Source organism: Paenibacillus bovis, from assembly GCF_001421015.2.
GTDB lineage: Bacteria > Bacillota > Bacilli > Paenibacillales > Paenibacillaceae > Saccharibacillus > Saccharibacillus bovis.
This window is the reverse complement of sequence record NZ_CP013023.1, coordinates 4064530-4090882: the sequence shown is the minus strand read 5'-3', so window position 1 is coordinate 4090882 and position 26353 is coordinate 4064530. Positions and strand designations below refer to the sequence as shown.

The following is a 26353-nucleotide window of genomic DNA, read 5'->3' as shown; positions in this document are numbered from 1 at the left end:
CGGAACCGTTATACATAGAGTCATCGGCGGTATGCTTACTTTAGGACTTATTACAGGAACTTCATAGCAAGCGTAGTTGTGCCGGTACTCAGGTATAATGCTCAGGTTGTATGTTGGGAGCGCCCTAACAGGCTCGCTCTTTTACATAAATTAAAAAAAGCACTTATATCAAGGAGGAACACAAATGGGTTTCACACTCAAAGTAGAAGGCGCAGAAACAATTGAACTGGGCATGGACAACATCCAAACGGTGATCTATGACACAGATACACCGGACGATTCCAACGCTCGCTCCACAGACGTTGGTTCCACACTGAGAATCACAGGTAAAATCATCACAGCTACCGATGGTGACAACGCAGATGACACCATGAAACTGGCACTGTGGTCCCTGGTACCTGCTGAGAAAGCAGATTGCTACCGCAAAGTAACACTGGAAGTTATCGCTGCTGATCAAGTGATCCGCAAAATCTACTTCCCTAACGCTTTTGTTGTAGATTACACAGAGCACTTCGGTGATGTAGAAGGCGTAGGTCAATTCTCGATCTACATCAAACAAAAGAAAGACAAAACCGAACTCGCGAAAATCGAGGGCGGATACGCAGTTTAATCCACCAAGTTGGAGCCGTGCAGCTGCGCGGCTCCATAACTTACTTTTAAGTAGCTTTTTTTATTAAGGGAGGCAGGATCGCTTGATCAATTATTATGAGGTGTTGGGGGTATCCCGAACAGCTACAGCAGCCGAGATCAAACAGACCTATCGCAAGCTCGCCAAACAGTACCACCCGGATACCAATCAGGGCAGTACAGAAGCTGAACAGAAGTTCAAGCAGGTACAGCAGGCTTATGAGATTCTGAGTAATGACGATACCCGTCAACAACACGATCAAAAGCTGGCAGGAGCATCAACAGGTCGCACTGCTCCCAATGGACAGACAGCAGGCAACCGTGCTTCCAACAAAACGACTGCATCGGCAGGCAGCAAAGATTTTGACCCGCGTGATGTGCAAACCCAGTTTGAGCGCTTTTTTGGTTTTAATCCCAAAAATAATAATGTATCTATCAAAAAAGATGACAACAAAAAGAAAAATCCGCTGGATACCTCGGCAATTTTTGAACAGTATTTTGGCCCCGGAAAAAAATGATCGTGAAGTGATGGAGGTTGTACATAAGTGAAATCGGAAAGAACCGCAGGTTTATGGTGTATTGATATCGGTATTGCACTGATCTCGCTGTCTACACTGGTGTATATTTTTGTAATTCCATCGATTTTGCTAAAAATTGTAGCGATTCTGGCTATGGTTGTTGCTTTCGGCTGGTATGCCTATCACCATTTTTTCAAAAATCAAACCGATGTACCCGTTTATCAGGAAGTGCGCGAAATTATTCTTATCGATGAATTCGGCGAGCGGATCAAAGGCTGGGATATCGTTGGAGAAACCAGCATGCTGATCGGCAAAAATACCCGTCACAACAAAGTGGATATTGATCTATCCGGCAGCGACTATGCTTCACTCATTAGTTCGCAGCATGCCGTACTGAATTGTGTCAATGGCGAATGGTATGTAGAAGATGCAGATTCCAGCAATGGTACCGGTATTCGTTCTGCAGCCCAAAATAAGTCCAATAAAATCGAAATCGGACGTCCCTATCAGATTGGACCGGGAGACGTTTTATATATTGCGAACACCAGACTACTCGTAAATTAAGATTGGGAGATGAGCCTAAATGAGTTTGACCAGATGCCCGAATGGACACATGTTCAGTACAAGAAGACACGGAAGTACTTGCCCTTATTGCAATACGGTTGTAGCTGCTGAAGCGGCGTATCCGAATCAGCGTCCTGCTGTACGTGTTCAGGATGAAGAAGACAAAACAATGCCTTACCTCGGAGAGACAGTAGGCATTCATCCGGTTACCGGCTGGCTGGTCTGCATCGAAGGACCACAATTGGGTCAGGATTATCGTATTATGGCGGAGAAAAACTTTATCGGTCGTGCTGAAGAAATGCATATCCGTATTATTGGTGATAACACAATTTCCAGACGTAATCATGCCGTTATCGTCTATGATCCGAAAAAGCGCAACTTCTATCTGCTGCCGGGTGATGCTTCGGGACTGGCTTACCATAACAATGAGGCCGTGTATTCGCCGGTAGAGCTGAATGCGTATGATGTGATCCAGCTGGGACACAGCAAATTTATCTTTATCCCGTTGTGCGGTGCCCACTTCGAATGGGAAAACAACGCCATGATTGCAGAATAGGAGAACGAATCGTATGAGTGGAATACCTTATATTATCGTGCTCTGTGCCTGTATTGTACTAATCGTACTCATCATCTGGCGCCGCCGTTTAGTAGCAGGAATGCAGGGAGATCTCATTCTGGTAGGCGAGACAGCCAGAGAAGCTTCTCAGGTGCTGATCGGTAATGGCCAGACGATTGGAACACGCGCCGAACAGGATGACTATTTTGCCAGCAAAACGACTGCAGCCGGTACACTAGCTGTTCTGGCGGACGGAATCAGTGGTCTGGCCAACGGAAGAATGGCGAGTACGCTGGCAGTTACGACTTTCCTGCGGGAATATGATGAAGTACAGAATTACCAGCAGATTCCGGATTATATGGAAGAAGCGGCCTATGCGAGCAACCGCGAGATTGTCCAGCAGCTCAAAGGCAATCACGGAGGCACTACGCTAGCTGCCGTTGTCATTAACGGACATCATCTGTACTGGGGAGCCGTAGGCGACAGCATTATCAGCGTATTTCGCAATAACAGCTTTATTCCGGTCAACTCCATGCATACGCTGGGTGCCGTACTGCAGCAAAAAGTACTCGCTGGCGAGATGACCCGGGAGCAGGCAGACAGCAGTCCACAGCGCAAGCAGCTGGTCAATTATCTGGGCTATGAAGCTTTTGACAGTATGGAAATAGGAGACTATCCATTCGTACTGCGTCCAGGGGACAAAGTACTGCTGTGCAGCGACGGTATTCATGACGCGCTGACAGAAGTGGAACTAGAAGCTATTCTGACAAGTACAGACGATCCGCAGGATGCTGCTGATCAGATCATTGATAGTATTGAGCAAAAAAATCTGAAGCATCAGGATAATGCGACTGTCATCATTATGCAGCAGGGCTAACGGGGGTACCGATGAGAAGGGAAAATAGCGATGTAAAGACGGCTTTTGTGTCGGAAGCAGGCTCTTTGCTCGATAATCGTGATTATTTTGCATATACGGAACTGGATGATATGGCCTGTTATGTACTGGCGGATGGGCTGGATGAAGATCAGCAGCAGCGCAGCGCCGAGCTGGCTGCCAAGATCATTCTCGAGAACTTTATGGAAAAGCCGACAATGTCCAAATGGCGCATACGCAGATGGTTAAAAGAAGCACATGAGACGCTCAAGTTCGAGAGTCGCCGGATGCGCCTCAAGGCCAGTCTGCTTGTTGTCGTTACCGACTATACCAAGTATGTGTGTGCCTCCAGCGGGAATACCCGTCTGCATCATCTGCGTAACGGTCGTTTGTTGCTCAAAAGTAATGACCAGAGTCTCGCCCAGATTATGGCGGACCGCGGCAAGCTGGCACCGGACCGTGTATATCATCACGAAGAGAGCAGTAATCTGATGCAGTACCTTGGCATGCCGGAAGGATTTGGAATGTCCTTTGTCCGCAAAACGCGTATGGTCGATGGCGATGTACTGCTACTGAGCAGTGCAGGACTGTGGAAAGGTCTCGACCTGACCGAAATTCTGGATTCGCTATCTGAAGCCAAAGGCCCGGAGGAATTCACGGATACGCTGGAAGAGGTACTGCTGAGCAAGCAATCTTATTACTATGACAACTATACGGCAGCAGCCGTTTATATGAACAAGGTGTATCAGGATGATCCCAAGAAAAAATGGCGGATTATCCGTCGTATTCTGATTGCTGCATTGGTATTTTTTGTACTCGGTGGGGGCGTATTATGGGCCACCTATCGCAATATCGAGAAAAAAGCCGAAGCGGCGGCCAATCTGGTCGAGTATCAGCAGACCGGTGATCAGTATACCCAGCAGGGCGATTACAGCAAAGCACTCAAGTCTTATAGTCAAGCCCGTAATGCGGCGATCAAGATCAAGGATCGCCTGCACAAGATAACACTGACCGACAAGATGAAAATTGCCCAGGCGCTCGTCGATGGTGATGGTCATCTCAAGAACCAGGAATACGATAAGGCCATTATCAGTTATCAGCTGGCGCAAAAGCAGGCGGAGAATTATCCGATTTTCAGTGAAGCGGATATCCAGAAAAAGCTGGATCAGACCAAATCGTTTGCCGCTGTAAATGAAACAGTCAAAGATGCGGATCTCAAGTTCCAGTCCGGCGAATACAGCGCAGCCAAAAAGCTGTATGAACAAGCGAGCAAAGAAGCTATTCAGGCTTCCTACACAGATGCCCAAAAAGATGTAGCAACCAAGCTCAATGATACACAGGCCAAGCTGGATGATATTCAGCAGCAAACCCAGGAACTGCGCGCCGAGAAACAGGAAAAGCGTGGAGACAAGGCACTGGATGCCGGCAACTATGATCTGGCTGTAGATGCTTATGGGGATGCACAGGGCATTTACCAGGATATCGATAAGCTGGAGAAAGTACTGGCGATGGAACGCAAAATCAGCAAAGTCGAAGCCGAGCAGGACAAGCTTGCCGAAGAAGCCAAAAGTGCTGCTGATGCGGCATCCGCAGCATCTGCCCAGGCAGCGGCTGCAGCAGCAATGAACAACAGCATGCCAGCAGCTGCAGCAGGCACAAATGCGGCCGGTACAGCAGCCAATAGCCCGGATACAACAGCTTCCGGCACAAGCGGTACAGCAGCCGGTACAGGTTCGGGAACACAGTACGGACTGACAGACAGCCGGATTGCCAGATAATATTGGTCTTTCTATAGAGTTAGAACAGACAGCAGGGAAAGGAGAGGGTGATCCATGAAAGAAATGCTGGAGTCCCTCATGCAGGACCGGATTCATAAGCTGAGCCAGCTGGAAGATCGCAAGCTGATGCGTCAGCTGGTCAATGAATTCCTCGTTAATATGGTTGATTATCAGGATCAGATGCTGGACAAGCTGGAACAGCGTGTACTCGAAGAAAGTAAAACGCTCAGCAGTCTGTATGATATTCATACTACGGTCTATCGCCAGGAGGACTGGGATGCGTCGCATGAATTCCTGCATCCGGTATTGCCGGAAGATGTACAGCCACAGGTGCTGAGTCTGCCGGAATTGCTGATGATCCAGCCAGGAACGGAACAGCCTTTGCAGAATCGACTGGTTCGTCTTTTTCTGGAAATGGACAGTGCGCAAATACGATTACTTACCCGGAGTGAGCGCATTTTTCGCGCGCGGGTGACGACAGATGCAGGCGTGTATCATGTAGGCGTTCAGCTCAGACCAAGTACCGATTATCAGGAGGAAATTGAGCGGCTCTATCATAATTTCCAGGTAAATGGACTGGCTTGGCGTACTGTACATCATCCTTATATTTATAAATTTGTAGATGTCATGTTACATAGCTGGGAACAAAAGCCGCAACCGGAAGAATCTATTGTCTCGATCACTGTAGATATGGAAGAGTATGAACCGTATCAGCGCCCCGGCTGGATTCCGGTATGGAACGTGCAGCGATTAAAGATCAAGAACAGCGGATTTCCGATTCCGGCGCTGGACCGGATTCATTATGAGCATATTATCTCGCTGCACAAATACGGCTCGGAGCATGGGTATCTGGCTGATGGAGCCGCTTCGGATATCCGGTATATCAAGCGTAGTCCGGGAGAGATGGTCATCGTTTCTCCGGGAGACCGTTCGGGATTCTGGGATATTATCAAAATCAACCGTCCGGTTGAGCAGCGCTGGTCCTCCTCCTCGTATCCATTGCTGAGTAATGGTCATCTAGATCAGTTTGTACATCATCACGCTGCCGGCCAGATGCTGCCGGTACGTACCATGGGAGAACTCACCCGAATGGTTCGGGCGCAGCAGGCTTCGGCTGGCGTTGAACTGCAGAATGTACAGGTTCGTCAGAATGCCACCGGTGTATATGCTGATCAAGCAGGCGAAGAGCCTATCGAACTGAATCCGTTTCTGGGGGATAATATTCGTCTGGATGCACATCGTCCGGTGTTGGAGCTTTGTTTCCGCCGTTTGCCGGAACATCGCCTGCCTGCTTTTCTGCATGGTGACCAGCTGGCTTATCTTACGGCTGAACTGCAGCGCCAGCTGCCGGAATATCGCTGTAAAGGAGTCTGGCTGTGAACTATATCTGGGATTTGATGATCAAAGCACAGGATAATGGCATCCAGCCGCAGCAGATTCATTTCCGGCCGGCTCGCAATTACTCACCGTATATGGAGCTGAGTCTGTATGATTTGAATGCGACTACAGTGGATACGTATGTGGAACTGAATCCGTACTATCGTTTTGAGCAGCTGTTTGGCAGCTGGTTCCACCCGGATCTGGAAGAGGATGAGGAGTTCCGACATGCCTTGTTCGATATTATCGTCCATTTCCTGGCGCAGATGGATATGTATCAGGGGATGACCCGTAGAGAGTATCATATTCGTTTTATTTTGCGTGATATCGAAGAAGGTGTATTTGGAGAGACCGCTGTACATCAGCTTGCGCTGCTCAGCCGGGAAGAACGGGAGCAGCTGGGAGAGCAGCTACTACGTCTGTACGAGACCGGAGAGCCGCTTGCCCTGCTGCGTCGTATGCTTCGTGACTGGTTTCCGCGTTCCCTAATGTATGTGAACCGTGAAGAAAAGGAAGAACTGATGATCTATATCGGCAAGCAGGATACACCGCCGAATGTGGCCAAAGTCGAGCTGCTGCTAACCCTGTTCCTGCCTGTGCACTTTGAAGTGAGATTGTATTGGACGCATCATTTTGGTCTGATCGGCACAGGAGAGACGATGATTATGGACCGGATTGCCATGTATTGATTGAGGGAAAGGAATGACTGCAATGAATAAAACATACTCCTACCGGCTGCACAATCATCCGCTGGAACCCCAGAGCAGTAAAGGCCAGGCACGCTTTACCAGAGAAGAACTGGAAGAGATGACTACCTTCGAGCTGCGCAATATTTGTTATAAAGAGCGTCTGGTGGAAGGGATCGCCGGTACACTGGACCGCGAAGAATTGATCCGTACCATTCTTAAGTTCCGTGGTATGCAGAACACATTGCGTATCGAGCAGTTCCGCAAAGGTGGATTTGAGCGGATTCAATCGGTACTGGGACGGTATCTGAATGCGCAGAAGCCTGATCATGGCAGTATCAAAGTACCTGCCCGGATCGTACTGTATCAGGGAATTCGCCTGGGTCGACTGGATGGCTACAAAATCGAATCTGGTACGGTGATCGGCGAGAATGTACTGCTCGTGAACGGCAATGGAGAGCTATGCGGTATTCTGAATGTCAAAATGATCGAAGACCAGCCGGGCAAATACTTGCTGAGCGCACCGAGTCACTGGGAACACCGGATAACCTCGAACCAGAATTACAGTCTGTATTTCACCCGTCGTCAGGACTCGGATTATCTGTATCATGCCTATTACAGCGATCGTCCGCTTATACCGTCCAATCTGCACTATTACCGGGTACCGGTAGCGGAACTGGAGATTCGTATGCCGGAGCCGACCGATACGGTATTGGCTATCGATTTTGGCACGTCCAACACGACAGCAGGTGCTTATTTGGGCAGCGGTTATGGATCGATGATCCAGCGGGAAGATTCCCCGGTGCGCAGTACGGATCGTCTGCTTGGCGAAAGCAATGCCTATCGTACCCAGGATGCCGTCAACTATGTGGTCTTTCCGAACGTAACCGACAAGCAGGAGCAGTGGCTGGAACTGCTGCCTACGCTGGCAGCTGCAGCGGATTGCGCGGATCCTGATAATGTCCGTCTCGTCTATGGCTATGATGCGCTGGCCTATATTCAGCGCAATGGTCATAACAGCAGAGCTACGGTATTTCGCGGCATGAAGCGCTGGGTGAACGACTATGAGCGTGTGGAAGAGCTGATGGATGCGGCAGGCAATACCGCCTATCTGTCCCGCAGCGAGATTCTCAAAGGTTATATCTCCTATGTTGTCGAGACGGCTGAACAGCAGTTCAAATGCCGTTTTGAGCATTTGCATATTTCCAGTCCAGTCAAACTGAAAACCCAGTTCCTCGACATGTTTAACCAGATCCTGCCGGATTACCGGATCGAAATGAATGATGCGCTGGATGAGGGCATGGCTGTACTGTACAACACGATTGCCGACCAGATTGATAAAGGCACTTATATCGACGGCGAAGAATACCAGGCGCTTGTTATTGACTGTGGCGGCGGAACAACTGACCTCAGCTCCTGCCGCTTCAGTATTCACGAAGGACGCATCTCCTACGGGCTGGATATCCATACCAGCTATGAAAATGGAGATACCAATTTTGGCGGTAACAATATCACCTACCGGATTATGCAGTGGATGAAAATTGTTTTTGCTGAATGGTACAGCGGTCAGCAGCGCCGGATCGATATGGACGCCCTGATCGATATTCCCGGTGCCGAGCTGTTCCGCTATGTGGATGAGTACGGTATCAAGGCTGTGTATGAAGGCATGGATGCACGCTATCTGGAAGCGGAGAAGATTATTCCGACAAAGTATCGGGATTATGAGCATCACAGCCGGGATGAATATCAGCGGGTGCGCGGTAATTTCTACTTCCTGTGGGCGATGGCCGATCAGATGAAGCAGGAATTTTTCCGCAAAACCGGTATTCTGCGCAGCCGCTTCCAGGATGATAACGAGACCATTCTTGACAGTGATATCAAGATTACCAAGGTAGACCGCTGGTTCCTGTCGATCAGTGAGCCGGATGGACGACTGCGTAATGAGTACCGTCCACCGGATGTGGTATTTAATATTCGCGAGATTAATCAGTTGATCAAGGCAGATATCTACGAGATTGTCCGTAAGTTCCTGGATGAGTTCTATCAGGATGGACGATTGCAGGATTATTCGATTATCAAACTGACCGGGCAGTCCTGCCGGATCGACGTGTTCCGTGAAGCGCTCAAGGAATTCGTTCCCGGCCGCAGCATCGAGTTCCGTCAGAAGGCCAAAGAAAACAGCCAGGTGCCGGATCTCAAGCTGGCCTGCCTGCGCGGAGCGATTCGCTATCTGAATGCCAAAAAGATCGGCATGATCAAGCCGGTACTGACTAACGAGATCCCGGCAATCCCGTATTCGGTTAGCGCCTATACGCATACCCGTCAGGAGAAAATGCTGATCCGCAGTCTGGAGCGTAACCGTACGTATGGTAATGTCTCCCGGCCGCAGCATACATCCGAGATCGAATTCTTCGTCTGGGCTGATGACGGCAGTCTGCGCCATCGATACATTTACAAAGGCTGGGCACCGAGCTTCCGCCAAGTTGTGTATGAAGAGATTGCCGAGATGTATGGCGATCATATCATCCAGGACGAGACGGATTCGATCAGCAACGGCGAGACCAAGTTCTTCGTCTTCGCTGGCGATCAGCGCTGGGGATTCAATGTGGTACCGGTACTGCGCGAGAATGAGCAGCTATATGTAGCGAACCGTCAGTTCTTTGCCTTTGAAAATGATCTGTCGGAGCTCGATTTCTTCGACGGTACCAAATAGGTTATACCTGCTGTTACTGCATGAGTAACAGTTGGAAATGGATATGAAATAAATGTAGATACCGGTTGAGGTATACATTCGATAGATTGACCAACAGCCTCATATCAACGTTAATTTTCAAAGCTAAAGATTCAGTTCATACAGTCCGATTCAACAAGACGCATTGATGATTGATAATCGTTTTATTTGCTTTTTTATTGCAGAAAATCGGTTATAAAGCAGGTATATCATGAAGTTGCAGAGCGGGGAATTTCTCCGCTTGCTGCGCTTCTTCAGAGTGATTCTGTTAACTCGTTTGTGTTCTCCATGTAATTGAAACAGATATATACAGTATTCGTTTCAGGTCGCATAATACCGACAGTTCCTTTCAATAGACCTGTCTATAATCCTTTAGCCGGAAAGGCCGGCTCATTACCAGGGATCGGGTTCTGCTTGTTCCTGAACTATAGTAATCCAACAACCCAAAAAGAAAATAAATCAGTAAAGGAGCAGTGAAATAGCCTTTTCCCAAATAAGTAATACTACTGGAACACCACTAGATCAGAATACAGCCAACACAGAGAGCAGAAGCAACAGAGTCACTCTGAAGCAGCGAAGCAATTCAAAACCCAAAGTGCCAAGCGTTTGGCATCATAAACGCGATTTCAGATAAAAAGTGATTTTTGCAAAGCAAAATATTTTACCATATCGCAGCAGAAAGAAGGGAGGAGCCGGTATGTTCCAATATAGTTATCCCCGGTTCGAGAAAGGACGCGTACTCAAAACAGAGATGCTTGCCAGTGTGCGGGATTATCCCCGCAGTCTGGTCGACGTGCGCTATCACGAGTACAGCGATGGCATTATTACAGGTGCACAAGTGACAGTTAACGAGCGTGAGCTGACGATTGCTCCAGGAATTATCAAGCATCAGGGACGGTTGTACGTGCTGGAGCAGCAGCAGCATATTGAATACGATGCAACCGGTGTGGAGACTATACTGAAGGTGCGTTTTTACGAGAATGGATCAGACAGGGATTTTGAACGGTATACCGGAGAGATTGTACTGGAAGAAGAGATCGACAGTAACAGCGAAATCGAGCTGGGCCGATTCAAGCTGAAGCATGGAGCTGTACTGCGATCGGAATATGTAGACTTTGCCGATCTGGTGACAGAGTATAATACGTTCCATACGATTCATATTCAGTACAGCGGCATTGGAGAAGCGACGGTATCGCCTTTTGTATTCCGCTGGTTTGCCCGCGAACTGTTTGCCCAGGGAGCCAGCCACCCGAATCCACTGGATCTGTCATTCGGACTGATGTGCCTGAATGAGGAACGTATCCAGCGTGCCGCAGTGCTGAGTTATCTCTCTGCCCGGTTCGGTCACCCTTACCGCGAGATGGACAATACCAAGATTCACCATTCCCTGGAACGCGTACTCGCCGAGAACGGCGGCCGCCGCGGCAAGTCTGGTATGCAGCGCTCCGGTCCGCAGCGGATGCTGGTAGATTAGCGTAGCAGTTAAATTCCAACAAGATAATGTTACAAGTTATCCTTGGTTTAGATCTTTATAAACAACATATTGGATGCAGCAGTTTAGTGTAATTAAAAGCAAAATAAGAGGAGACGTTTGTTAATGAAGTATATGGATGAGTATGTTATTTCTCAAATGTATGGAACCCAGTCCGAGAAGTCTTCTCTATCTATTGATCAGCAAACAGGAGAAAGATTATCGGCTGCAGAAATGGAAGATTTCATCCAAGAACAAACGATTATAGTAAACGAGCAGCCGATTCATTTTACAAAAGTAGAGTTGTTGGATCAGGGCATCGAATGTTTTCTCCCAGACCATTTTGTTATCATGCCACCAGAAGAGGCTCGTTTGAAATATCCATCCGAGCAGCGTCCAACCGTGATTTACTGTAATCTGGATGGTACAGTCGATTTTACTCTGGATCCATCAGAGATGGAGGCTGAAGATGGCGAACTGGAGCAGATTGCTAAGCAGTTGTCGGTTATGATTCGCGATGTACAGCCTATCCGCAGCTGGAAAGGAATGGAGACGCTGGTAACCGAGCATATGACAATGACCATCATGCGCTTTGTAACATCAGCGATTGATGGTCATATTTATAATGAAATGATGTTATTCAATCATAAAGGGAAAATGCACATCGGAACATTCCATTGTGAAGCTGAGAAGTTGGAACAGTGGAAACCAGTGACCGAAATTATTATTCGTTCGCTGCGTCCTCTGACAGAAAAGGAGCACATTTATGAGTCTGGATTATCATAATTTACAAATACAGCCTTTTCCATTAGTGAACTTGGAAGAATTTACGTTGACCAAGAAAATTAATGAACATACACATTTGTATTTTACAGGTATAATTCCCGAAGAAATGAAAGATAGCTATATTAATAGTACGGAAGCAGATACGGTTATTCAAGTAGGGCAATTGGATGATACCGGACAGATCAAGCCGCTTTTTAGTGGAATTGCACTTTCTGTCGAGGTGAAGGTAATACGAGGTGTATATTATCTGGAAGTAGAAGCCGCTTCGCATACTTATCGAATGGATGTACAGCGCCGAATTCGTTCCTTTCAGGATATACAAATGACTTTACCAGAGTTACTTCAACAAATAGGAAAGAACTACGATGGGCTGGATGTGATTGATGGGGCGACGGGTGGAGCAGCTATAAAGCGTATAGCTGTTCAATACAAAGAGACAGATTGGGAATTTCTTCGTCGGCTGGCATCACGCTATCATACCAGTCTAATGCCAGTAGCACAGTTTGATGATCCTAAATTTTACTTCGGTATTCAGGATACATATCAGCCTATAGCATTAGATCATACGCGTTATACGGTCCGTAAACGTATGGTGCCTTTCCGCTATTTTAAGGAAAATGACAGTGCAGCCATGGAAGAAAATGATTTTATCGTGTATGAAGTGGAGACAGAAGAAGTATTGGATCTTGGCAGCCACATTCATTTTCAAGGAAAAAGTCTATATGTCACGGAAGCTTATATGGATATGTATAATGGCTTAATTCGTCATTTATACGTGCTTTGTTCTTATAAAGGGTTACGTCAAAAGAGTTACTATCAGGAGAATCTGGCAGGTGCGTCTCTGAATGGTACAGTCATAGATGTACAGAATGATCAAGTGAAAATACAGCTGGATTGTGATGAAAAACAGGATATATCCAAAGCCCACTGGTTCTCATATTCCACACTATATAGTGCAGGTGATCATACAGGATGGTATGTGATGCCCGAAAAAGGCGACCCTGTGAGTCTATACTTTCCCGGCAGCAGAGAAGAAGATGGATTTGCACGAGGTGCGATACGCAGAGCTGCAAGAAATGCACCCAATAATAAGCTATCCAATCCGAATGTGAAAATATGGCGTACGCCATATGGACGCGAAATACAATTGGCACCAGATGGGATTACTGTTAGTGCACAGGATGGAGCCGTATATATCCATTTGGATAACAAGAATGGTATTCAGATTGTAAGCAATCAACAGGTAAGTATCTCGGCTGGTGGTAATCTTAGCCTATCAGCTGGCAAAACAATGAGTCTGTCAGCAGGGGGATCGCTGACACTGGATTGTAATGGTAGCCATATTAATCTAAGCGGAACGACAGATGTAAAAGGTGCCGAAGTAAAATCCAATTAGCATTAGATCCGAATTCAAATGGCAGGAATATATGCACGGTAGAGCAGGTGAGAATATGAGGTTGACGAACAATGCTCTTATAACTCTAGAGCAAAAAGAGAATATTCGTTATAAAGTTAGAATACGTATTCAACAAAGATTGAAGAACGACTATTGTCAGTTTCAGCATGAATGGCTAAAAGAAATAAAATCAAATTTTATTTCTTTTTGTCAGGATATTCAGAGCCAGCAGTTGCTGGGAAATAAGGCAGAGATTCATTATATCCTTTATTCGCTGCTGCGTACTGGACTGCTGGATAATCATTCTGCCTATCTGATTCAGGCAACAGATGAACATAGTGTCTTTGATCGCAATTCATTGGAATACGAGTATGATGGACAGTGTCTGTATAACTATTGGAACATATTGATAGAAGATTTGGTCGTAGAAGCGAAAAACAGCGGATGGAATATAAGTGAGGCTGAATTGGATAGTGTTCGGCTGGAAGAAGCAGAATATTTCCATCACGCTATGATTCCTTTGCTGCGTAAAGCAGTTCGACAGGCTGTTCAATTACCGGAATATACAAATCTGCTTCGTGCATCACAAGTCGAGATACGAGCAGGAGAGTATCTAGATCAAAGCATTTGCATATATAAAGAAGATCGTAATGAGCAGGATCAAATGTCAATACATCAGTGGATTTTAGAGAAGGCGCCGCACACTTATGGTTATCAAAATATTCATGATATTACATTGTCATGGATAGAAGCTATGCATCAGGATTTCAGATATACAACGTTTCAACGAATACAAGTAGAATTGTCTCGTCTGGATTTTTCTATTCTGACAGGTACACAGTGGCAGGCCTGCAAAATACAGAAGTCTGCTCTGCTATTCAGTCTTCTGCATGGAGCGGATTTTAGTGGCTGTACATTGGAATATGTTGTAATGGATGGAGTCATGGGAGCGTCGGGAATAGAAGAACTGGATTGGGAACCACTTGGATATGATGGCGTAGATTTTTCTTCTTCACAGCTTGTGCAATGCTGGCTTCGAGAATCCAAATTACAAGGAGCTTCCTTCCGCTCCAGCCGTATGGATCAAGTCGATTTTAGTAAAGCTTCATTGCGAGGAGCAGATTTCAGTGAATCCAATCTGAGCAATACTGTATTTCAGGATGCCGATCTGCGAGATGCTTGTTTTGATCATAGTCAGCTAAGTGGTATTTCCTTTGCCGGAGCCAATCTGCAGGGAGCGTCTTTTGCGGGAGCAATGCTTGAAAATACAGACTTTACAGGTGCTTTATTATCTATCGAACAATTGGATAGGCAGCAGCGCCGTGATGCGTATGGAATCAATATAACAGGAGGCAGGCTGCAATGAGATATTTTCAATTGTTGGGCGATGACCGTATAACTCATGCCATTCGGCCACCTGCCTGGTCATTACTCCAGCAGCGTGAAGTACTGTCTGCAGTATCTTATCCTGGTGCAGAGTTACCACCGCTCACCATTCCTGTACATGAGGATAAGTATGCTATCTACCCGGATATGCTGAACGTTCCGGCACCGCTCGTCTCCGATCAGGTTAAGCAGCTATTGGAAAAATACCTGCCTACTATTGGATGGCGTGCTGTTATGCTGTCAGATATCGATCGTGGCAGTCAAAATTTATATTGGTTGCTGCAGCCGCCTGCTATTGAGGCTCACTCAATGCAAAGTACATTTCGTCCGGACGGTACGTTGGAGCAGCTCGTGCTGAATCACGAGAAAATCCATCAACCTGTATTCCAAGTTAAAGGATTACGCGAACCTTATGTTTATATCAATCTGGCAGCAGCCGAAAGTCTGTTACGCCGATCTTATACAGGCATTCGTCTAATAAGGATACCTACAATTGCAGCAGATCAGCAACATCAAATATAGATGATGATCACCTTTATGAATAGTTGCTCTATCTGGTCAGTACCTAAAACAAATATACATTTCTATAAAAATGCTGAGTACAGCAAAAACATAATGTATCCAAGAAAGGAGAAACGCATGGATCATTCCCAAGTTCAGGCAGGTAATGGTGCCAAAAAAAGTTACGTTGTAGCGGGTGCTATTCTCAGCTGCAGTCATGGCACCCAGCCAACCCGATTAAAAAGACCTTTTAGTCATGGTGTATATGTGAAGAATAAAGCCCAAATGAATATTGGTGATTATCTGCCAGGCACGAATATTAGTTCCTTTGGCAACTGCTCATGTTTGCAGAACCCTGCTGTACAAAGCAGCAATATGGTAGATATCTATGGGGTTAAGAAAGCACCCTGCGTTCCTGTACTTACTCGTCCGTGGCTGAATGGCAAGTCTGACGTATTGATTGAGGGGCAGCCAGCCCTTACCCATAACTGCACCCACCAGTGTCTGTATGGAGGCAATATCAAAATTGAGGATGACGGCCAGGAATTAGATTTCTAGGATAGGAGATTACATACCTTGACTTTACTATTCAAAGGGATTGGCTATGAAAGTCTGCGACTGGATGGTCCGATCCATCCGCAGCGCTTGAATGAGCTAAGCATTACCCGTAAACTAAATGAACATGGTTATATGACGGTCACAGGTATTTTGCCCGAAGAAGAGGGAGCTCAAGCGATTCAAACTGAACTGGAAGGGCAACCGGTCGTCCTGCGTCAGTTAGACGAGGAAGGTCATTCGGTGCGTCGTTTGTTTCATGGACGTATTACTCGATTTACGGTTCACTGTATTCGAAGTATCTATACCTTTGAGCTGGAGGCGATCTCGCAGTCTGGTCAAATGGACATGGAGCGCAAATGGCGATCCTTTCAACATACCGAACAGACATATGCTGACTTAGTTGCTACTGTGGTACGTGAATATACGTATGGGGATGCGATTGATACGATAGCGAATGCTACTACGTTAGGTGGTCTGATACTGCAGTATGATGAGACCGATTGGCAGTTCCTGAAGCGATTGGCCTCCCGATTTGGTTCAGTACTTGTACCGGAGATTACGGCTGCGTCGCCCAAAGTCTTCTTTGGCATGCCGGAAGGAAAGTCCTATACGCTCGGTGAAGATACCTTTTACCGAATTCGCAAGACCTTTGGACAGACCCGCTCAGCTGGCGGAGAGGTAGAAGAATATAGTACACATGCAAGTGCTTCTTCTAATAACAAGCCTATGCCTGGCTATATCTCCTACTTTATCGATAGCCTGCATTACTATGCACTGGGTGATCATCTAACCTTGCCAGCAAGTGCCGGTTCGACTGAGTTGGTTGTGGTACAGGCAGACACTGTGCTGAGAGATGGATTACTTGAGACTTCGTACGAACTGCAACATTCTCAACAGATCCGTTTCTACAGCTATGACAATGAGCAAATCATCGGAATCACCCTGACCGGTACGGTACAGGAAGTAGCGGCTGACTTTGTACGTGTGAAGTTGGATATCGATGAGGATTATTATCACAAGCATCCGAAAGCAGCCGTTAACAAAGAATTAGGCTGGTTTCCGGTCAGTACTCCGTATGCCGCCGAACAGCATACCGGCTGGTATGACATGCCCGAAAAGGGAGAGCAGGTAGAGCTGCATATCCCCAATTCCCTGGAATCCAATGCCCATGTGATGGGCAGCTTGCGCCAGCAATCGTCCGGTGTTAGCGATCCGGATACCAAAATATGGAGCCACCCGGCAGGCAGTCAGGTGCAGATGGATGGGCAGGAACTTCGTTTGTCTACGTCTGGTCACATGACCATTTCCCTGCAGCCGGACAGTGGGATCGAAATTACCAGTCCAGGGAGTATTGGCATTCAGGGAGGCAGTGTGCAGCTCCATGCTTCGCAGCTGTTGTCTTTGGAAGCCGGGGAAGCGATTCGCCTAAAGGGCAGCCAGAGCAGTATGATTGTAGATGGCGATACGGATCTACATGCGCCGACCATTCATGAGGTAGGAACAGTCAAAGCCCCTGTAGTTGTAGCCGATCTGGCGCCTGTACCGGAACCACCGCTAATGACGGTAGAAGCGTACCAATCGGGTCAAGCCGCAGCGCAGCAGCAGAAGTCTAAAGTATCTGCCAAAGTTACTCCACCTACAGACACTGCTCGTACGACTGCACTTTCCGGTTTATTATCAAAAGCAATGGGTTCAATTCCGCTTGTACTAGGTGGAGCTGCTCTTATGGCTACTGGTGCACCCATGGCAGGTATTACTGGTGCAATGATGATGATTTCTGCTGGAGCACCAGTAAGAGTATCTGGGAACACAAATGGAGGAGGCGGCAGCAAAAAAGGTGGTCTTCTCGGTGTATTGGGCAAACTCGTTTCCACAGCAAGTCATTTATATAATACAGCAACTGAAAATGAACAAAATGCCCGATTTGCTATGTTTCGGGCATTAGGAAAAGTGTTTACTCAGGCTCGTCATATCTCTAAGTTGATTACTGATCCTAAAGAGTATATCCGGCAAGTTCATACTGAAATGGATCATGCTTATCGAACGTATCAGCAGGTACCACCGGAAATACGTCAATACTGGAATGCTCGTTACGCGGCTTACCAAGCTGCGAATAGCAAACCGGAATATGACTTTAGTCAGTACCATAAAGTTTTTCTTAATGGTCAATGGTATCTTAGTAAAGATGGTAAATTGGATCAAGATGCTCTACGTGCTACTAAAGCCTATAAAGAAGAAATAAAGAAGGGAACAATTCAGTCTGAAGAGGCTGGAGGACAGCAAGATATTATGCTGGAGCAATTGAACGCGGCTGAGGCAGGCTACAATTTGTGGAATGGTCAACCGATTAGTGAAGCACAATTTCACTTGATGCAGATTGATTATGTAATGAGCAATGTGCCTGGAATTGGTGGGTTACGACGGGGAATAGGTATTAATGGCCCTGTCCGACAACCAGTAGATATAAAATTTCCGAATAGGAGAATACCAAGCAATCAAATCCCTAGTAGAATTAAAGAGAATAAAGATGCTGATATTACTTATTATCGTGTTCAAGGCGGTACACCACCAAATGCAAGTTGGGAGCGCATTAAAATAAATGGGGATACTAGTATTAGTATTGAAAAAGGTATTAATGTTAATATAAGTACTGGAAATATTGAACATGCAAGATATTTCTTGAGAGAGAAACGGCCAGGTGGAGAGATAGTGGCATTTGATATGCCTAAATGGTTTGATGATTTTGTAAAAGAAACTGCAATTGACCAGAAAGGGTATAAAAAAAATCCGATGAATCAAAGTAAAAAGGCTCCTAAAATAGTTGATCCAACTACTCCAGGAGATTCTTATGAATTCCCCCCAATATGGTCCGAATGGTTTGAAGAATATGCAAAAAATGGTAGGAGAATAGACGACGTAAAAGATTAAAATATTGAATCAGGTGAAACAATGAAACTAAATGTAGAATATGCTGAAAATATCATTATAGCAGTTAAATTTAAAGGTGAATTTACTTGGTTTGTTACAGAAAAAGACTATTGGTATTTAGATTTAGTTAAATGGGAAAATGCTTTTATAGATAAAGGACACGCGATTTTTAATCAAGGAGATTATTCTGATCGTTTTGATATACCTATACTGGACGAAAAGTCGGCAGATGCCTTTTTGTGTGAAATAAGTGAATACAAAGCAAGCAAGGAAGAACTAAGTGAACTAATATTAGCAATTGACTTGAATGATACTAAAATGAAATATGCTATAATGAACTTGATACCATGCTTATTTATTGACTTTGATGAGAAGTTATTAATGTCACAATTTCCGGAGCCTGCTTCTTTTGAAGAATATGTACCGAAGGATTGGAAAGGTTCTTATGAAAACTTTTTAAACAAAATTCCAAGTCAAGAAAAATATTGGATATTGGACGGTAAAGATATTTTTAAATTATAAAACTAAGGTTTATAATGTTATTAAAAGGAGATGTCAAAGTGACTCAAAATAATAAATTGAATTTATTAAGTGAGAAGTTTGTAAATGCAGAAACAGGACAAGAAATCGAAGGAGTTACAATAATGGTTGATGGAAAACTCAAACAGGCATTAGACATAATAATCAACCAATCTGAGGAATATACAAATTATACAGAGATTATACGTGATATTATATTTATTGGAACCCAAAAAGTTGCTGAATCAATAAAAAAATAATTTTATGTACGTTTATTTTATAGATTTTATCAATTAAAATAAAGCGATTCATCTAATTCCTATAAGACTTTTTGTAAGAATAGATTCTTTATAAGAAAATAAGATTTGGTTGAGAAAATCTATTTAAAGTTAATAAGATTTTGAACAAGTATATTACAGCTAATATTAATTGTAATATACTTGTTTTTGTTATTTACATAATGTTCGAGATTGCTATTATGAGTCCATTACGAGAAGGGGCAACTGAGTTTGTCTGCATGAAATCGATTTTTAGTCGGGTGCCTATGCCGAACCCACCGCTAATGATAATCAAAGTATATCAAGCCAGTTAGGCATTAACACAGCAAGCGAAGGTTAAAGCATAAGCAGCAGTGGAAGCATCCAAAGCCCAAATAACGTATCCTGCTGAGCAGAAGAAAGCGAGCGGATTATTGGAATTACTATTTAAAGTTACAGCCACTATTCCGGCCAAGATAACGAGCAAGACACTGGTGGGGATTAATAGTCCTCTTGCAAGAGTAGCTGAAGTTATGATGTAGGTTAATTCTACCTTGCCAGCACGCCGATCCTGTGGCGGAGGAAGCAGTAGAGGAAAAGGCTCCTTATTAGCGAGTATCGCCAGTTCGGTATGGCAGGGAATTGTAAGACAATATGAACATGATCAAGAGCAGCGAACCGACTATGATCACTGGATTTTAGGAAAGGTATTTACCAGCGCTCGTAATCTAATTACATCTTCTAACTCTTTAGATTTTGTGAAAACACTGTGGAATGAATCTTTATCGTTCACAAATTCATACCAGCAAGTGCCAGAAAAGATCCGAAAACAGTGGAATAAAGAATATACGGAGCGAGAATTGAAAAGGCTCGGAGAAATGGACATCAAAGATTTAACCTTAGCTGAGGTGCTGCAGTTAAACCCTGGAGGATGGAAATTTTTTGATAAAGAAGCTGAAGGTTACTATATTACACAAAACTATTATACGTTATGGATGTATGGTAGTAACGCGTACAAACGTTTAGATAATGCGATGTATGGTAGCGGTTATTTTTTACCTAAGCTAGAAGAGATGTGTAAGCAAGGAAAGGATCTTTCTCAGCTTACTGTAGCTGAAATGGATGAAATGAGTCAGAGTGAAGGGCTCAAATTGGAACGTATTAGCTTACTTACTACACTTGCTTTGGACTTTACAGGTTCAAGGAGCATAAGTAGCGGATTTTCAGAACATCTTCCTACTGGAAAAGGAACAGGAAAAACAACTGCTAAAACTTCAGGTCATGCAATACCCGAAAAAAATGTGCGTTTTAATCAAACACCTAATATTAATTCAACAGTTCCTTCATTGAGTAAGGGAGGAAAACCTAAAGGAAATTATGCACCTCCTAATGGAGGTAGAGGTAATGTAAGGCAAAATGAGGCAGCTGATTTACTTGCTGAAAAAGGTTATGATATTCATATGTTAGATGAGATTGATGGAGGTAATGGTTATGGTTTAAAAATAAATAAAAATCCTGACTTTCTAATTGAAAACAAGGTATTTGATTGTTATGCTCCTGAAGCTAAAACATCTTTCGATAGTATTACTGGAAATATTAAGGAAAAAACTAAGAACCAGGCAAAACATATTGTGCTTAATTTGGATGATTATCCTTCTGAAAATATAGATGATTTGCTGAAGGAAATTGTAAGACAAACTAATCCTAAAGCCAATTTAAAGCATCTTGACGAACTCATTATAGTAAAAAATGGAGAAGTGTATACAGCTTATGGGAGGTAATTGATAATGGATTATGATTTATTTATAGATACTAATCTTGATCAAAATAGTATAGCTCAATTTCTATATAAAGCGGCAAAAAATGTTATTGGTAATAATGTAATAATCAAAGAAGAGAAACACCCGTTAGGTTATAAGTATATATATATAGAATGCCATTATTTTTCATTAGATATTGATTTAGAAGATGATGACGATGATATAGAAGAATATAAACAGGTAATTTTGAAAGATCATAGTGTTGAAATCAATACTCGTTGCAGTGTTCAATTTATTTCAAATAAATTTGATATTGGATGGCCTAAATTTTTAGAATGGATAGGCGAGATTTTAAAGAATACAAATGGGAATTTAATTGTGATAGATGATAGTTCCTTTCCAGTAATGAAAAGAAAAAATAAGGTTTTGTATGTAAATAGTAACTTAGATGAATATAAATTAAAATATATTACTAAAAAAAATCTAAATAATTTAAATTATCCCTATGTAGAAAATGATTTTTTTGAAAATAGTGAACTTTAAATTTTAATATCAAATATCAAATTTTATGTATAGTAAAATTTGATATTTAGAAGCTCATGATGAGAGTATATAACTCTCATCATGAGCTTTAAAATTCTAAATAATATTATTTCCTCATATAATTATTTAAATTAAAATAACAATCATAGAATTTTAATTGGGAGAGTACATACTGAAAATATTAAGTTTAGGAGTCTGTAATCGTAAAGAAAATTGCTGAAGTAAATTATAGTACAAATTATATAATAAGGCTTCAAGAGATCGAGGATAGTGAACAATTATCTCAAGAACTTGAACGTATAAAGGAGTGAAGATATGAATTTCAATATCAATGAAATAGTAGATTATTATGATTCCGAACCATAAAGGTATAATTACTATTATTTACTATAATTTGGTACAATTTATACAAATGCTGATTTTATGGTATCAATTGGAATACCAGAGATATTTGATGATTTCGTGTTCTACAGAGCGGAGAATATGAAAAAAATAATTGGAGGCGTGAAATTTATCATGGTAGGGCATCATGCCTTACATGGATTTTCGGATCAAAAACCGCTTTACTTACTTGAAGAAGGAGATGGAGTGTTTACAGTTTCATCTCTTCATAATCCTCCAATTTATAAATTGAATAAAAATTTAGAAATATTTTTTTGTTTCATTTTATACGATATGAATTATATACAGAAATGAAAAAAGCAGAAATATACACTTCACAGAATTACGCACATGAGTTGCGTAAATTATATATGCAATATGATGCTGATACTATGGAGAATGTTGAAGGATATTGGTCACATTTAATTGAAGATTATGAAACAGGTTTATGATATTTAAAGGTGTGATGAGAGATTGTTAATTCATTATAAGGTATAATAAATGACTTCAAAATCTCTAACTTGTTATAAACAGGTTAGAGATTTTGAAATTTTTACATCAAAAATTCTTGTGAAAATATTAAAGTGATTAAATTTTATATAAAGTTACATATTATTAAATGGAACGCGTCAAACTTTAGATTCTGAATTTTTTAAGTCTAGGGCCCATTTCTTAGACAGCCTGTACTAGATAAAAGCAGAGAGTGAGGATCATTGCCATATTTTCAAATAAAAGTTTCGCTTTTTCAATTTCAGAGCAATCTCTCTGCAACTGGAGAGCGGAATAGAGATTAGCAGTCTCGGTCATATCAGCATTCAGGGCGTCAGTGTAAAGTTCAATACTTCGCAGTTGCTGTATGTAGAAGCCAGAGAAGCGATTCGTCTGAAAAGCGGTCAGAGCAGCATGATTATCGACGGCGATACCGATTTGCATGCGCCGACGATTCATGAGGTGGGAACAATCAAAGCCCTTGTAGTTGTAGCCGATCTTACCCCAGTGCCAGAGCCACCGCTAATGACGATAGAAGCATACAAAGCGGGGCAGGCCGCAGCAGGCTAAAGTATCTGCTAAAGTTACTCCACCTACAGACACTGCTCGTACGACTGCACTTTCCGGTTTGTTATCAAAAGCAATGGGTTCAATTCCGCTTGTACTAGGTGGAGCTGCTCTTATGGCTACTGGTGCACCCATGGCAGGTATTACTGGTGCAATGATGATGATTTCTGCTGGAGCACCAGTAAGAGTATCTGGGAACACAAATGGAGGAGGCGGCAGCAAAAAAGGTGGTCTTCTCGGTGTATTGGGCAAACTCGTTTCCACAGCAAGTCATTTATATAATACAGCAACTGAAAATGAACAAAATGCCCGATTTGCTATGTTTCGGGCATTAGGAAAAGTGTTTACTCAGGCTCGTCATATCTCTAAGTTGATTACTGATCCTAAAGAGTATATCCGGCAAGTTCATACTGAAATGGATCATGCTTATCGAACGTATCAGCAGGTACCACCGGAAATACGTCAATACTGGAATGCTCGTTACGCGGCTTACCAAGCTGCGAATAGCAAACCGGAATATGACTTTAGTCAGTACCATAAAGTTTTTCTTAATGGTCAATGGTATCTTAGTAAAGATGGTAAATTGGATCAAGATGCTCTACGTGCTACTAAAGCCTATAAAGAAGAAATAAAGAAGGGAACAATTCAGTCTGAAGAGGCTGGAGGACAGCAAGATATTATGCTGGAGCAATTGAACGCGGCTGAGGCAGGCTACAATTTGTGGAATGGTCAACCGATTAGTGAAGCACAATTTCACTTGATGCAGATTGATTATGTAATGAGCAATGTGCCTGGAATTGGTGGTTTCGGACGGGGGATAGGTATTAATGGTCCTGTCCGTTTGCCAAACGGTATGAAGTTACCCAATATTAAAATACCAAAAAATCAACTTCCGTCAAAAAGTGCAAGTGCAAGTAATTCTTCGCAAATTCCTAGAACAGGACCAGAATGGGATGAATATTTCCGTTCAAGATATGGTAATGAGAATGTTATATGGCAAGCTGATAAAAATAAACCGAAAAGTAAAATTGTTAGTACAAAACCTGCTATACAAGTTCAATATGGAGATTCTGATTTAAGCGCCATGGCAAAGAACTATCGTGTGGAGAATAAAGCATTTGACTTAAGAAACCTTGTAGTAGCAGAGGTTGAGATAGATGGAGTGCGCACTTTGAAAGTTTTTGAAAGTACAGCACTACCTACTATCAAAAAAGACGGAAGTACAGAACTAAAGAAAGTACATTCTGAAAAAGTGTTGGTAGAAGAGAAAAAAGCTGCTGAGTTAAATGGAAAGACCTATAAAGTTCATAGAGTATACACTGAGAGAGAACCTTGTGATCTCGGTGGGCACAGTTGTAAAAAGCTACTGGCTGAAGAACTTCCTAATACTGAAGTGACTTACAGCTTTGAGTATGGAACAGAGAAAAAATCAAGAGACAGAGGAAATGCTGCTTTAGCTGAAGAACTAAAAAAAATAGAGGAGTGACAGCATGAATTTTGATATTAAAGAGATTAGTAATTATTATGGCGAAGATAAATGGCAGTATAAACTAAATGATTTACTTAATATAGGTATTAGTAACGAAAATGCAAATTTTATTAGTGAGAAAGGATTACCAAAAGTTTTTTCTGATTTCACATTTTATAAATTTGATAATTTCGAAAAAATTTCATTAAAAGATGCTCATATTATAAAAATTGGTGAATTCTCTTTTAGTAAGAGTGGGTTATTTTTAAAACAAGATGAAGATGAGCTTTTTTCGACTTCTTCTTATCATGGTTCTAATATATATATATTAAATAAAAACTTAGAAACGTTTTTTCTGTTTCATCTTATTAAAGATAAAATTGCACAGAATATGATAAAAAAAAATAAATTCGATTCATATAAATATGCAATAGAATTAAAAAATAAATATAATGAGAATGACTATATGGCTATGGAGGATCAAGAGGGTTATTGGTCACATCTAGTAGAAGATTATGAAACTGGCCTATAAAATTAATTAGGTAAGATTATGTTAATAAAGATCATATCTAATGTTATTAATATGATTAAGGATATTTTAGAAACTTTGAAAACGTCAAGTATAACGTATTAACAACTAAAATGCAGACTACAATCTGGAATTAAAAACTACGCTATTTAAATCTATATTCTTGAGCAAAAGCTTTAATATACAAAATAATCAATAATCTAAATCCAAATAATGAAAAGTTTAAATAAAAGCAACAGTTTCACTATTGTTTATGAAACTGTTGCTTTTATTTAAATTAGCAGTATCAATAATATTTTATTGGTCAATCTCTAAAATATTATAAACATCAACTTCATTCTCCAGCTCTTTCAAAGCTTTGCGTACCAGCTGGTCTGCCATCCGCGTCGTCTCCGGCAGGCGATAGCGAGGAGTGAGCCGCAATATCCATTCATTCGCCGTCTCCAGACTAATCCTATGCCCTACAGATACAAATACAGGCTTCACATCCGTCTGCGTACGTAGTACACTCCCGATCTGCTGCTCTTCATCAATCAGCGCAGAAGAAGATCCTCGTAACCGATCCGGCTCTGTGTGTTCCCCAACCAGCCTCGTCTTGCCGCATCCTATCGCAGGTATATTGAGCAGTACACCCAGATGACAAGCCAGCCCGAACCGTCTCGGATGAGCGAGACCCTGGCTGTCGCATACGATCAGCTGGGGTTCATGTTCAATCTGCTGAAGTGCTTTGATCACAGGCGGTAGTTCACGGAACGAGAACAGACCGGGCAAATAAGGAAACTGTACAGCATCCTTTACCGTAACCGATTCGATCACTTCCAATGTAAAAGCATCCAGAACAACAACAGCTGCAATCAGCTGGTCGGTATGTTCACTGTATGCGACATCCACTCCGGCAATATATTGTATATTTGGCAGCTGATCCTGGGTGATCACCTGATTCGCAAGCTCTTTTTGAAGCGATGTCGCTTCTTTTTCATTCAGATCCCAGCGATGCTGGATATGTATTTTCAACATTTCTTTTCCACCTATCGATATGTAATTATACTCGACCTAGACACCTAGACACCTAGACACCTAGACACCTAGACACCTAGACACCT

At 43.0% G+C, this 26353-nt stretch carries 26 protein-coding genes; 25 read left to right on the top strand and 1 reads right to left on the bottom strand.

The window, feature by feature from the left end:
- Positions 1-184 precede the first annotated feature (184 nt).
- From AR543_RS17450 to AR543_RS17335, 25 genes are all read left to right on the top strand, one after another.
- Positions 185-610: a hypothetical protein gene (locus AR543_RS17450; protein WP_017814712.1), complete on the top strand. Its 426-nt coding sequence runs from the start codon at positions 185-187 to the stop codon at positions 608-610.
- Between the two features lie 82 nt (positions 611-692).
- Complete coding sequence (locus AR543_RS17445; RefSeq protein ID WP_060535695.1) at positions 693-1145, top strand: DnaJ domain-containing protein; 453 nt, start codon at positions 693-695, stop codon at positions 1143-1145.
- A gap of 27 nt (positions 1146-1172) precedes the next feature.
- Positions 1173-1709, top strand: coding sequence for an FHA domain-containing protein (locus AR543_RS17440; RefSeq protein WP_017814714.1), 537 nt, complete (start codon positions 1173-1175; stop codon positions 1707-1709).
- Between the two features lie 19 nt (positions 1710-1728).
- The gene (locus AR543_RS17435) at positions 1729-2265 is read left to right on the top strand and encodes an FHA domain-containing protein (protein WP_017814715.1); all 537 of its coding nucleotides are present in this window, start codon (positions 1729-1731) and stop codon (positions 2263-2265) included.
- Between the two features lie 13 nt (positions 2266-2278).
- Positions 2279-3142, top strand: coding sequence for a PP2C family protein-serine/threonine phosphatase (locus tag AR543_RS17430; RefSeq protein WP_060535694.1), 864 nt, complete (start codon positions 2279-2281; stop codon positions 3140-3142).
- A gap of 11 nt (positions 3143-3153) precedes the next feature.
- A complete protein-coding gene (locus tag AR543_RS17425; protein WP_060535693.1) occupies positions 3154-4917 on the top strand; it encodes a PP2C family protein-serine/threonine phosphatase in 1764 nt (587 codons plus the stop codon).
- Between the two features lie 54 nt (positions 4918-4971).
- Positions 4972-6297 (top strand): hypothetical protein, encoded by a 1326-nt coding sequence (locus tag AR543_RS17420; protein WP_060535692.1) that lies wholly within the window; start codon positions 4972-4974, stop codon positions 6295-6297.
- Positions 6294-6983 carry a hypothetical protein gene (locus AR543_RS17415; RefSeq protein ID WP_060535691.1) on the top strand — a complete coding sequence of 230 codons (690 nt, stop codon included), beginning with the start codon at positions 6294-6296 and terminating at the stop codon, positions 6981-6983. The genes AR543_RS17420 and AR543_RS17415 overlap by 4 nt, the downstream gene beginning before the upstream one ends.
- 22 nt (positions 6984-7005) lie before the next feature.
- Positions 7006-9693, top strand: a complete 2688-nt coding sequence (locus AR543_RS17410) for an acetate and sugar kinases/Hsc70/actin family protein (RefSeq protein WP_060535690.1) — start codon at positions 7006-7008, stop codon at positions 9691-9693.
- 715 nt (positions 9694-10408) lie between these two features.
- Positions 10409-11185 (top strand): hypothetical protein, encoded by a 777-nt coding sequence (locus AR543_RS17405; protein WP_060535689.1) that lies wholly within the window; start codon positions 10409-10411, stop codon positions 11183-11185.
- Between the two features lie 123 nt (positions 11186-11308).
- Complete coding sequence (locus AR543_RS17400) at positions 11309-11968, top strand: hypothetical protein (RefSeq protein WP_060535688.1); 660 nt, start codon at positions 11309-11311, stop codon at positions 11966-11968.
- Positions 11949-13364 (top strand): phage baseplate assembly protein V, encoded by a 1416-nt coding sequence (locus tag AR543_RS17395; RefSeq protein WP_060535687.1) that lies wholly within the window; start codon positions 11949-11951, stop codon positions 13362-13364. Before AR543_RS17400 ends, AR543_RS17395 begins: the two co-directional genes overlap by 20 nt.
- 61 nt (positions 13365-13425) lie before the next feature.
- Positions 13426-14730 carry a pentapeptide repeat-containing protein gene (locus tag AR543_RS17390; protein ID WP_227871772.1) on the top strand — a complete coding sequence of 435 codons (1305 nt, stop codon included), beginning with the start codon at positions 13426-13428 and terminating at the stop codon, positions 14728-14730.
- Entirely contained in the window at positions 14727-15272 is a 546-nt protein-coding gene (locus AR543_RS17385) for a hypothetical protein (protein WP_060535685.1), read from the top strand. Before AR543_RS17390 ends, AR543_RS17385 begins: the two co-directional genes overlap by 4 nt.
- A 117-nt stretch (positions 15273-15389) precedes the next feature.
- A complete protein-coding gene (locus AR543_RS17380; protein ID WP_060535684.1) occupies positions 15390-15809 on the top strand; it encodes a DUF4280 domain-containing protein in 420 nt (139 codons plus the stop codon).
- 18 nt (positions 15810-15827) lie between these two features.
- Positions 15828-18737, top strand: coding sequence for a contractile injection system protein, VgrG/Pvc8 family (locus tag AR543_RS17375; protein ID WP_060535683.1), 2910 nt, complete (start codon positions 15828-15830; stop codon positions 18735-18737).
- A 21-nt stretch (positions 18738-18758) separates the two neighbouring features.
- Entirely contained in the window at positions 18759-19259 is a 501-nt protein-coding gene (locus AR543_RS17370) for a hypothetical protein (RefSeq protein WP_060535682.1), read from the top strand.
- 38 nt (positions 19260-19297) lie between these two features.
- Positions 19298-19516, top strand: a complete 219-nt coding sequence (locus AR543_RS17365; protein WP_087071283.1) for a hypothetical protein — start codon at positions 19298-19300, stop codon at positions 19514-19516.
- Between the two features lie 551 nt (positions 19517-20067).
- Positions 20068-21294 carry a CdiA C-terminal domain-containing protein gene (locus tag AR543_RS24760; protein WP_060535680.1) on the top strand — a complete coding sequence of 409 codons (1227 nt, stop codon included), beginning with the start codon at positions 20068-20070 and terminating at the stop codon, positions 21292-21294.
- A gap of 6 nt (positions 21295-21300) precedes the next feature.
- Entirely contained in the window at positions 21301-21816 is a 516-nt protein-coding gene (locus AR543_RS17355) for a hypothetical protein (RefSeq protein WP_060535679.1), read from the top strand.
- A gap of 483 nt (positions 21817-22299) precedes the next feature.
- Positions 22300-22512 (top strand): hypothetical protein, encoded by a 213-nt coding sequence (locus AR543_RS24755; RefSeq protein ID WP_227871771.1) that lies wholly within the window; start codon positions 22300-22302, stop codon positions 22510-22512.
- Positions 22509-22649 (top strand): hypothetical protein, encoded by a 141-nt coding sequence (locus tag AR543_RS24750; RefSeq protein WP_227871770.1) that lies wholly within the window; start codon positions 22509-22511, stop codon positions 22647-22649. Before AR543_RS24755 ends, AR543_RS24750 begins: the two co-directional genes overlap by 4 nt.
- A gap of 397 nt (positions 22650-23046) precedes the next feature.
- Positions 23047-23256 carry a hypothetical protein gene (locus AR543_RS17345; RefSeq protein ID WP_060535678.1) on the top strand — a complete coding sequence of 70 codons (210 nt, stop codon included), beginning with the start codon at positions 23047-23049 and terminating at the stop codon, positions 23254-23256.
- A 112-nt stretch (positions 23257-23368) separates the two neighbouring features.
- Positions 23369-24739, top strand: a complete 1371-nt coding sequence (locus tag AR543_RS17340; RefSeq protein WP_060535677.1) for a nucleic acid/nucleotide deaminase domain-containing protein — start codon at positions 23369-23371, stop codon at positions 24737-24739.
- A 4-nt stretch (positions 24740-24743) separates the two neighbouring features.
- The gene (locus tag AR543_RS17335; RefSeq protein ID WP_060535676.1) at positions 24744-25253 is read left to right on the top strand and encodes a hypothetical protein; all 510 of its coding nucleotides are present in this window, start codon (positions 24744-24746) and stop codon (positions 25251-25253) included.
- A 294-nt stretch (positions 25254-25547) separates the two neighbouring features.
- Here AR543_RS17335 and nfi read toward each other — a convergent pair whose 3' ends face one another.
- Positions 25548-26267 (bottom strand): deoxyribonuclease V, encoded by a 720-nt coding sequence (gene nfi, locus AR543_RS17330; protein ID WP_060535675.1) that lies wholly within the window; start codon positions 26265-26267, stop codon positions 25548-25550.
- Between the last annotated feature and the right edge of the window lie 86 nt (positions 26268-26353).

Coding starts and splice junctions, on each gene's coding strand:
- AR543_RS17450 (WP_017814712.1), top strand. CDS start 185: ATGGGTTTCACACTCAAAGTAGAAGGCGCAGAAACAATTGAACTGGGC.
- AR543_RS17435 (WP_017814715.1), top strand. CDS start 1,729: ATGAGTTTGACCAGATGCCCGAATGGACACATGTTCAGTACAAGAAGA.
- AR543_RS17430 (WP_060535694.1), top strand. CDS start 2,279: ATGAGTGGAATACCTTATATTATCGTGCTCTGTGCCTGTATTGTACTA.
- AR543_RS17425 (WP_060535693.1), top strand. CDS start 3,154: ATGAGAAGGGAAAATAGCGATGTAAAGACGGCTTTTGTGTCGGAAGCA.
- AR543_RS17420 (WP_060535692.1), top strand. CDS start 4,972: ATGAAAGAAATGCTGGAGTCCCTCATGCAGGACCGGATTCATAAGCTG.
- AR543_RS17410 (WP_060535690.1), top strand. CDS start 7,006: ATGAATAAAACATACTCCTACCGGCTGCACAATCATCCGCTGGAACCC.
- AR543_RS17405 (WP_060535689.1), top strand. CDS start 10,409: ATGTTCCAATATAGTTATCCCCGGTTCGAGAAAGGACGCGTACTCAAA.
- AR543_RS17400 (WP_060535688.1), top strand. CDS start 11,309: ATGAAGTATATGGATGAGTATGTTATTTCTCAAATGTATGGAACCCAG.
- AR543_RS17395 (WP_060535687.1), top strand. CDS start 11,949: ATGAGTCTGGATTATCATAATTTACAAATACAGCCTTTTCCATTAGTG.
- AR543_RS17385 (WP_060535685.1), top strand. CDS start 14,727: ATGAGATATTTTCAATTGTTGGGCGATGACCGTATAACTCATGCCATT.
- AR543_RS17380 (WP_060535684.1), top strand. CDS start 15,390: ATGGATCATTCCCAAGTTCAGGCAGGTAATGGTGCCAAAAAAAGTTAC.
- AR543_RS17370 (WP_060535682.1), top strand. CDS start 18,759: ATGAAACTAAATGTAGAATATGCTGAAAATATCATTATAGCAGTTAAA.
- AR543_RS17355 (WP_060535679.1), top strand. CDS start 21,301: ATGGATTATGATTTATTTATAGATACTAATCTTGATCAAAATAGTATA.
- AR543_RS24755 (WP_227871771.1), top strand. CDS start 22,300: ATGAAAAAAATAATTGGAGGCGTGAAATTTATCATGGTAGGGCATCAT.
- AR543_RS24750 (WP_227871770.1), top strand. CDS start 22,509: ATGAAAAAAGCAGAAATATACACTTCACAGAATTACGCACATGAGTTG.
- AR543_RS17340 (WP_060535677.1), top strand. CDS start 23,369: ATGGCTACTGGTGCACCCATGGCAGGTATTACTGGTGCAATGATGATG.
- AR543_RS17335 (WP_060535676.1), top strand. CDS start 24,744: ATGAATTTTGATATTAAAGAGATTAGTAATTATTATGGCGAAGATAAA.
- nfi (WP_060535675.1), bottom strand. CDS start 26,267: ATGTTGAAAATACATATCCAGCATCGCTGGGATCTGAATGAAAAAGAA.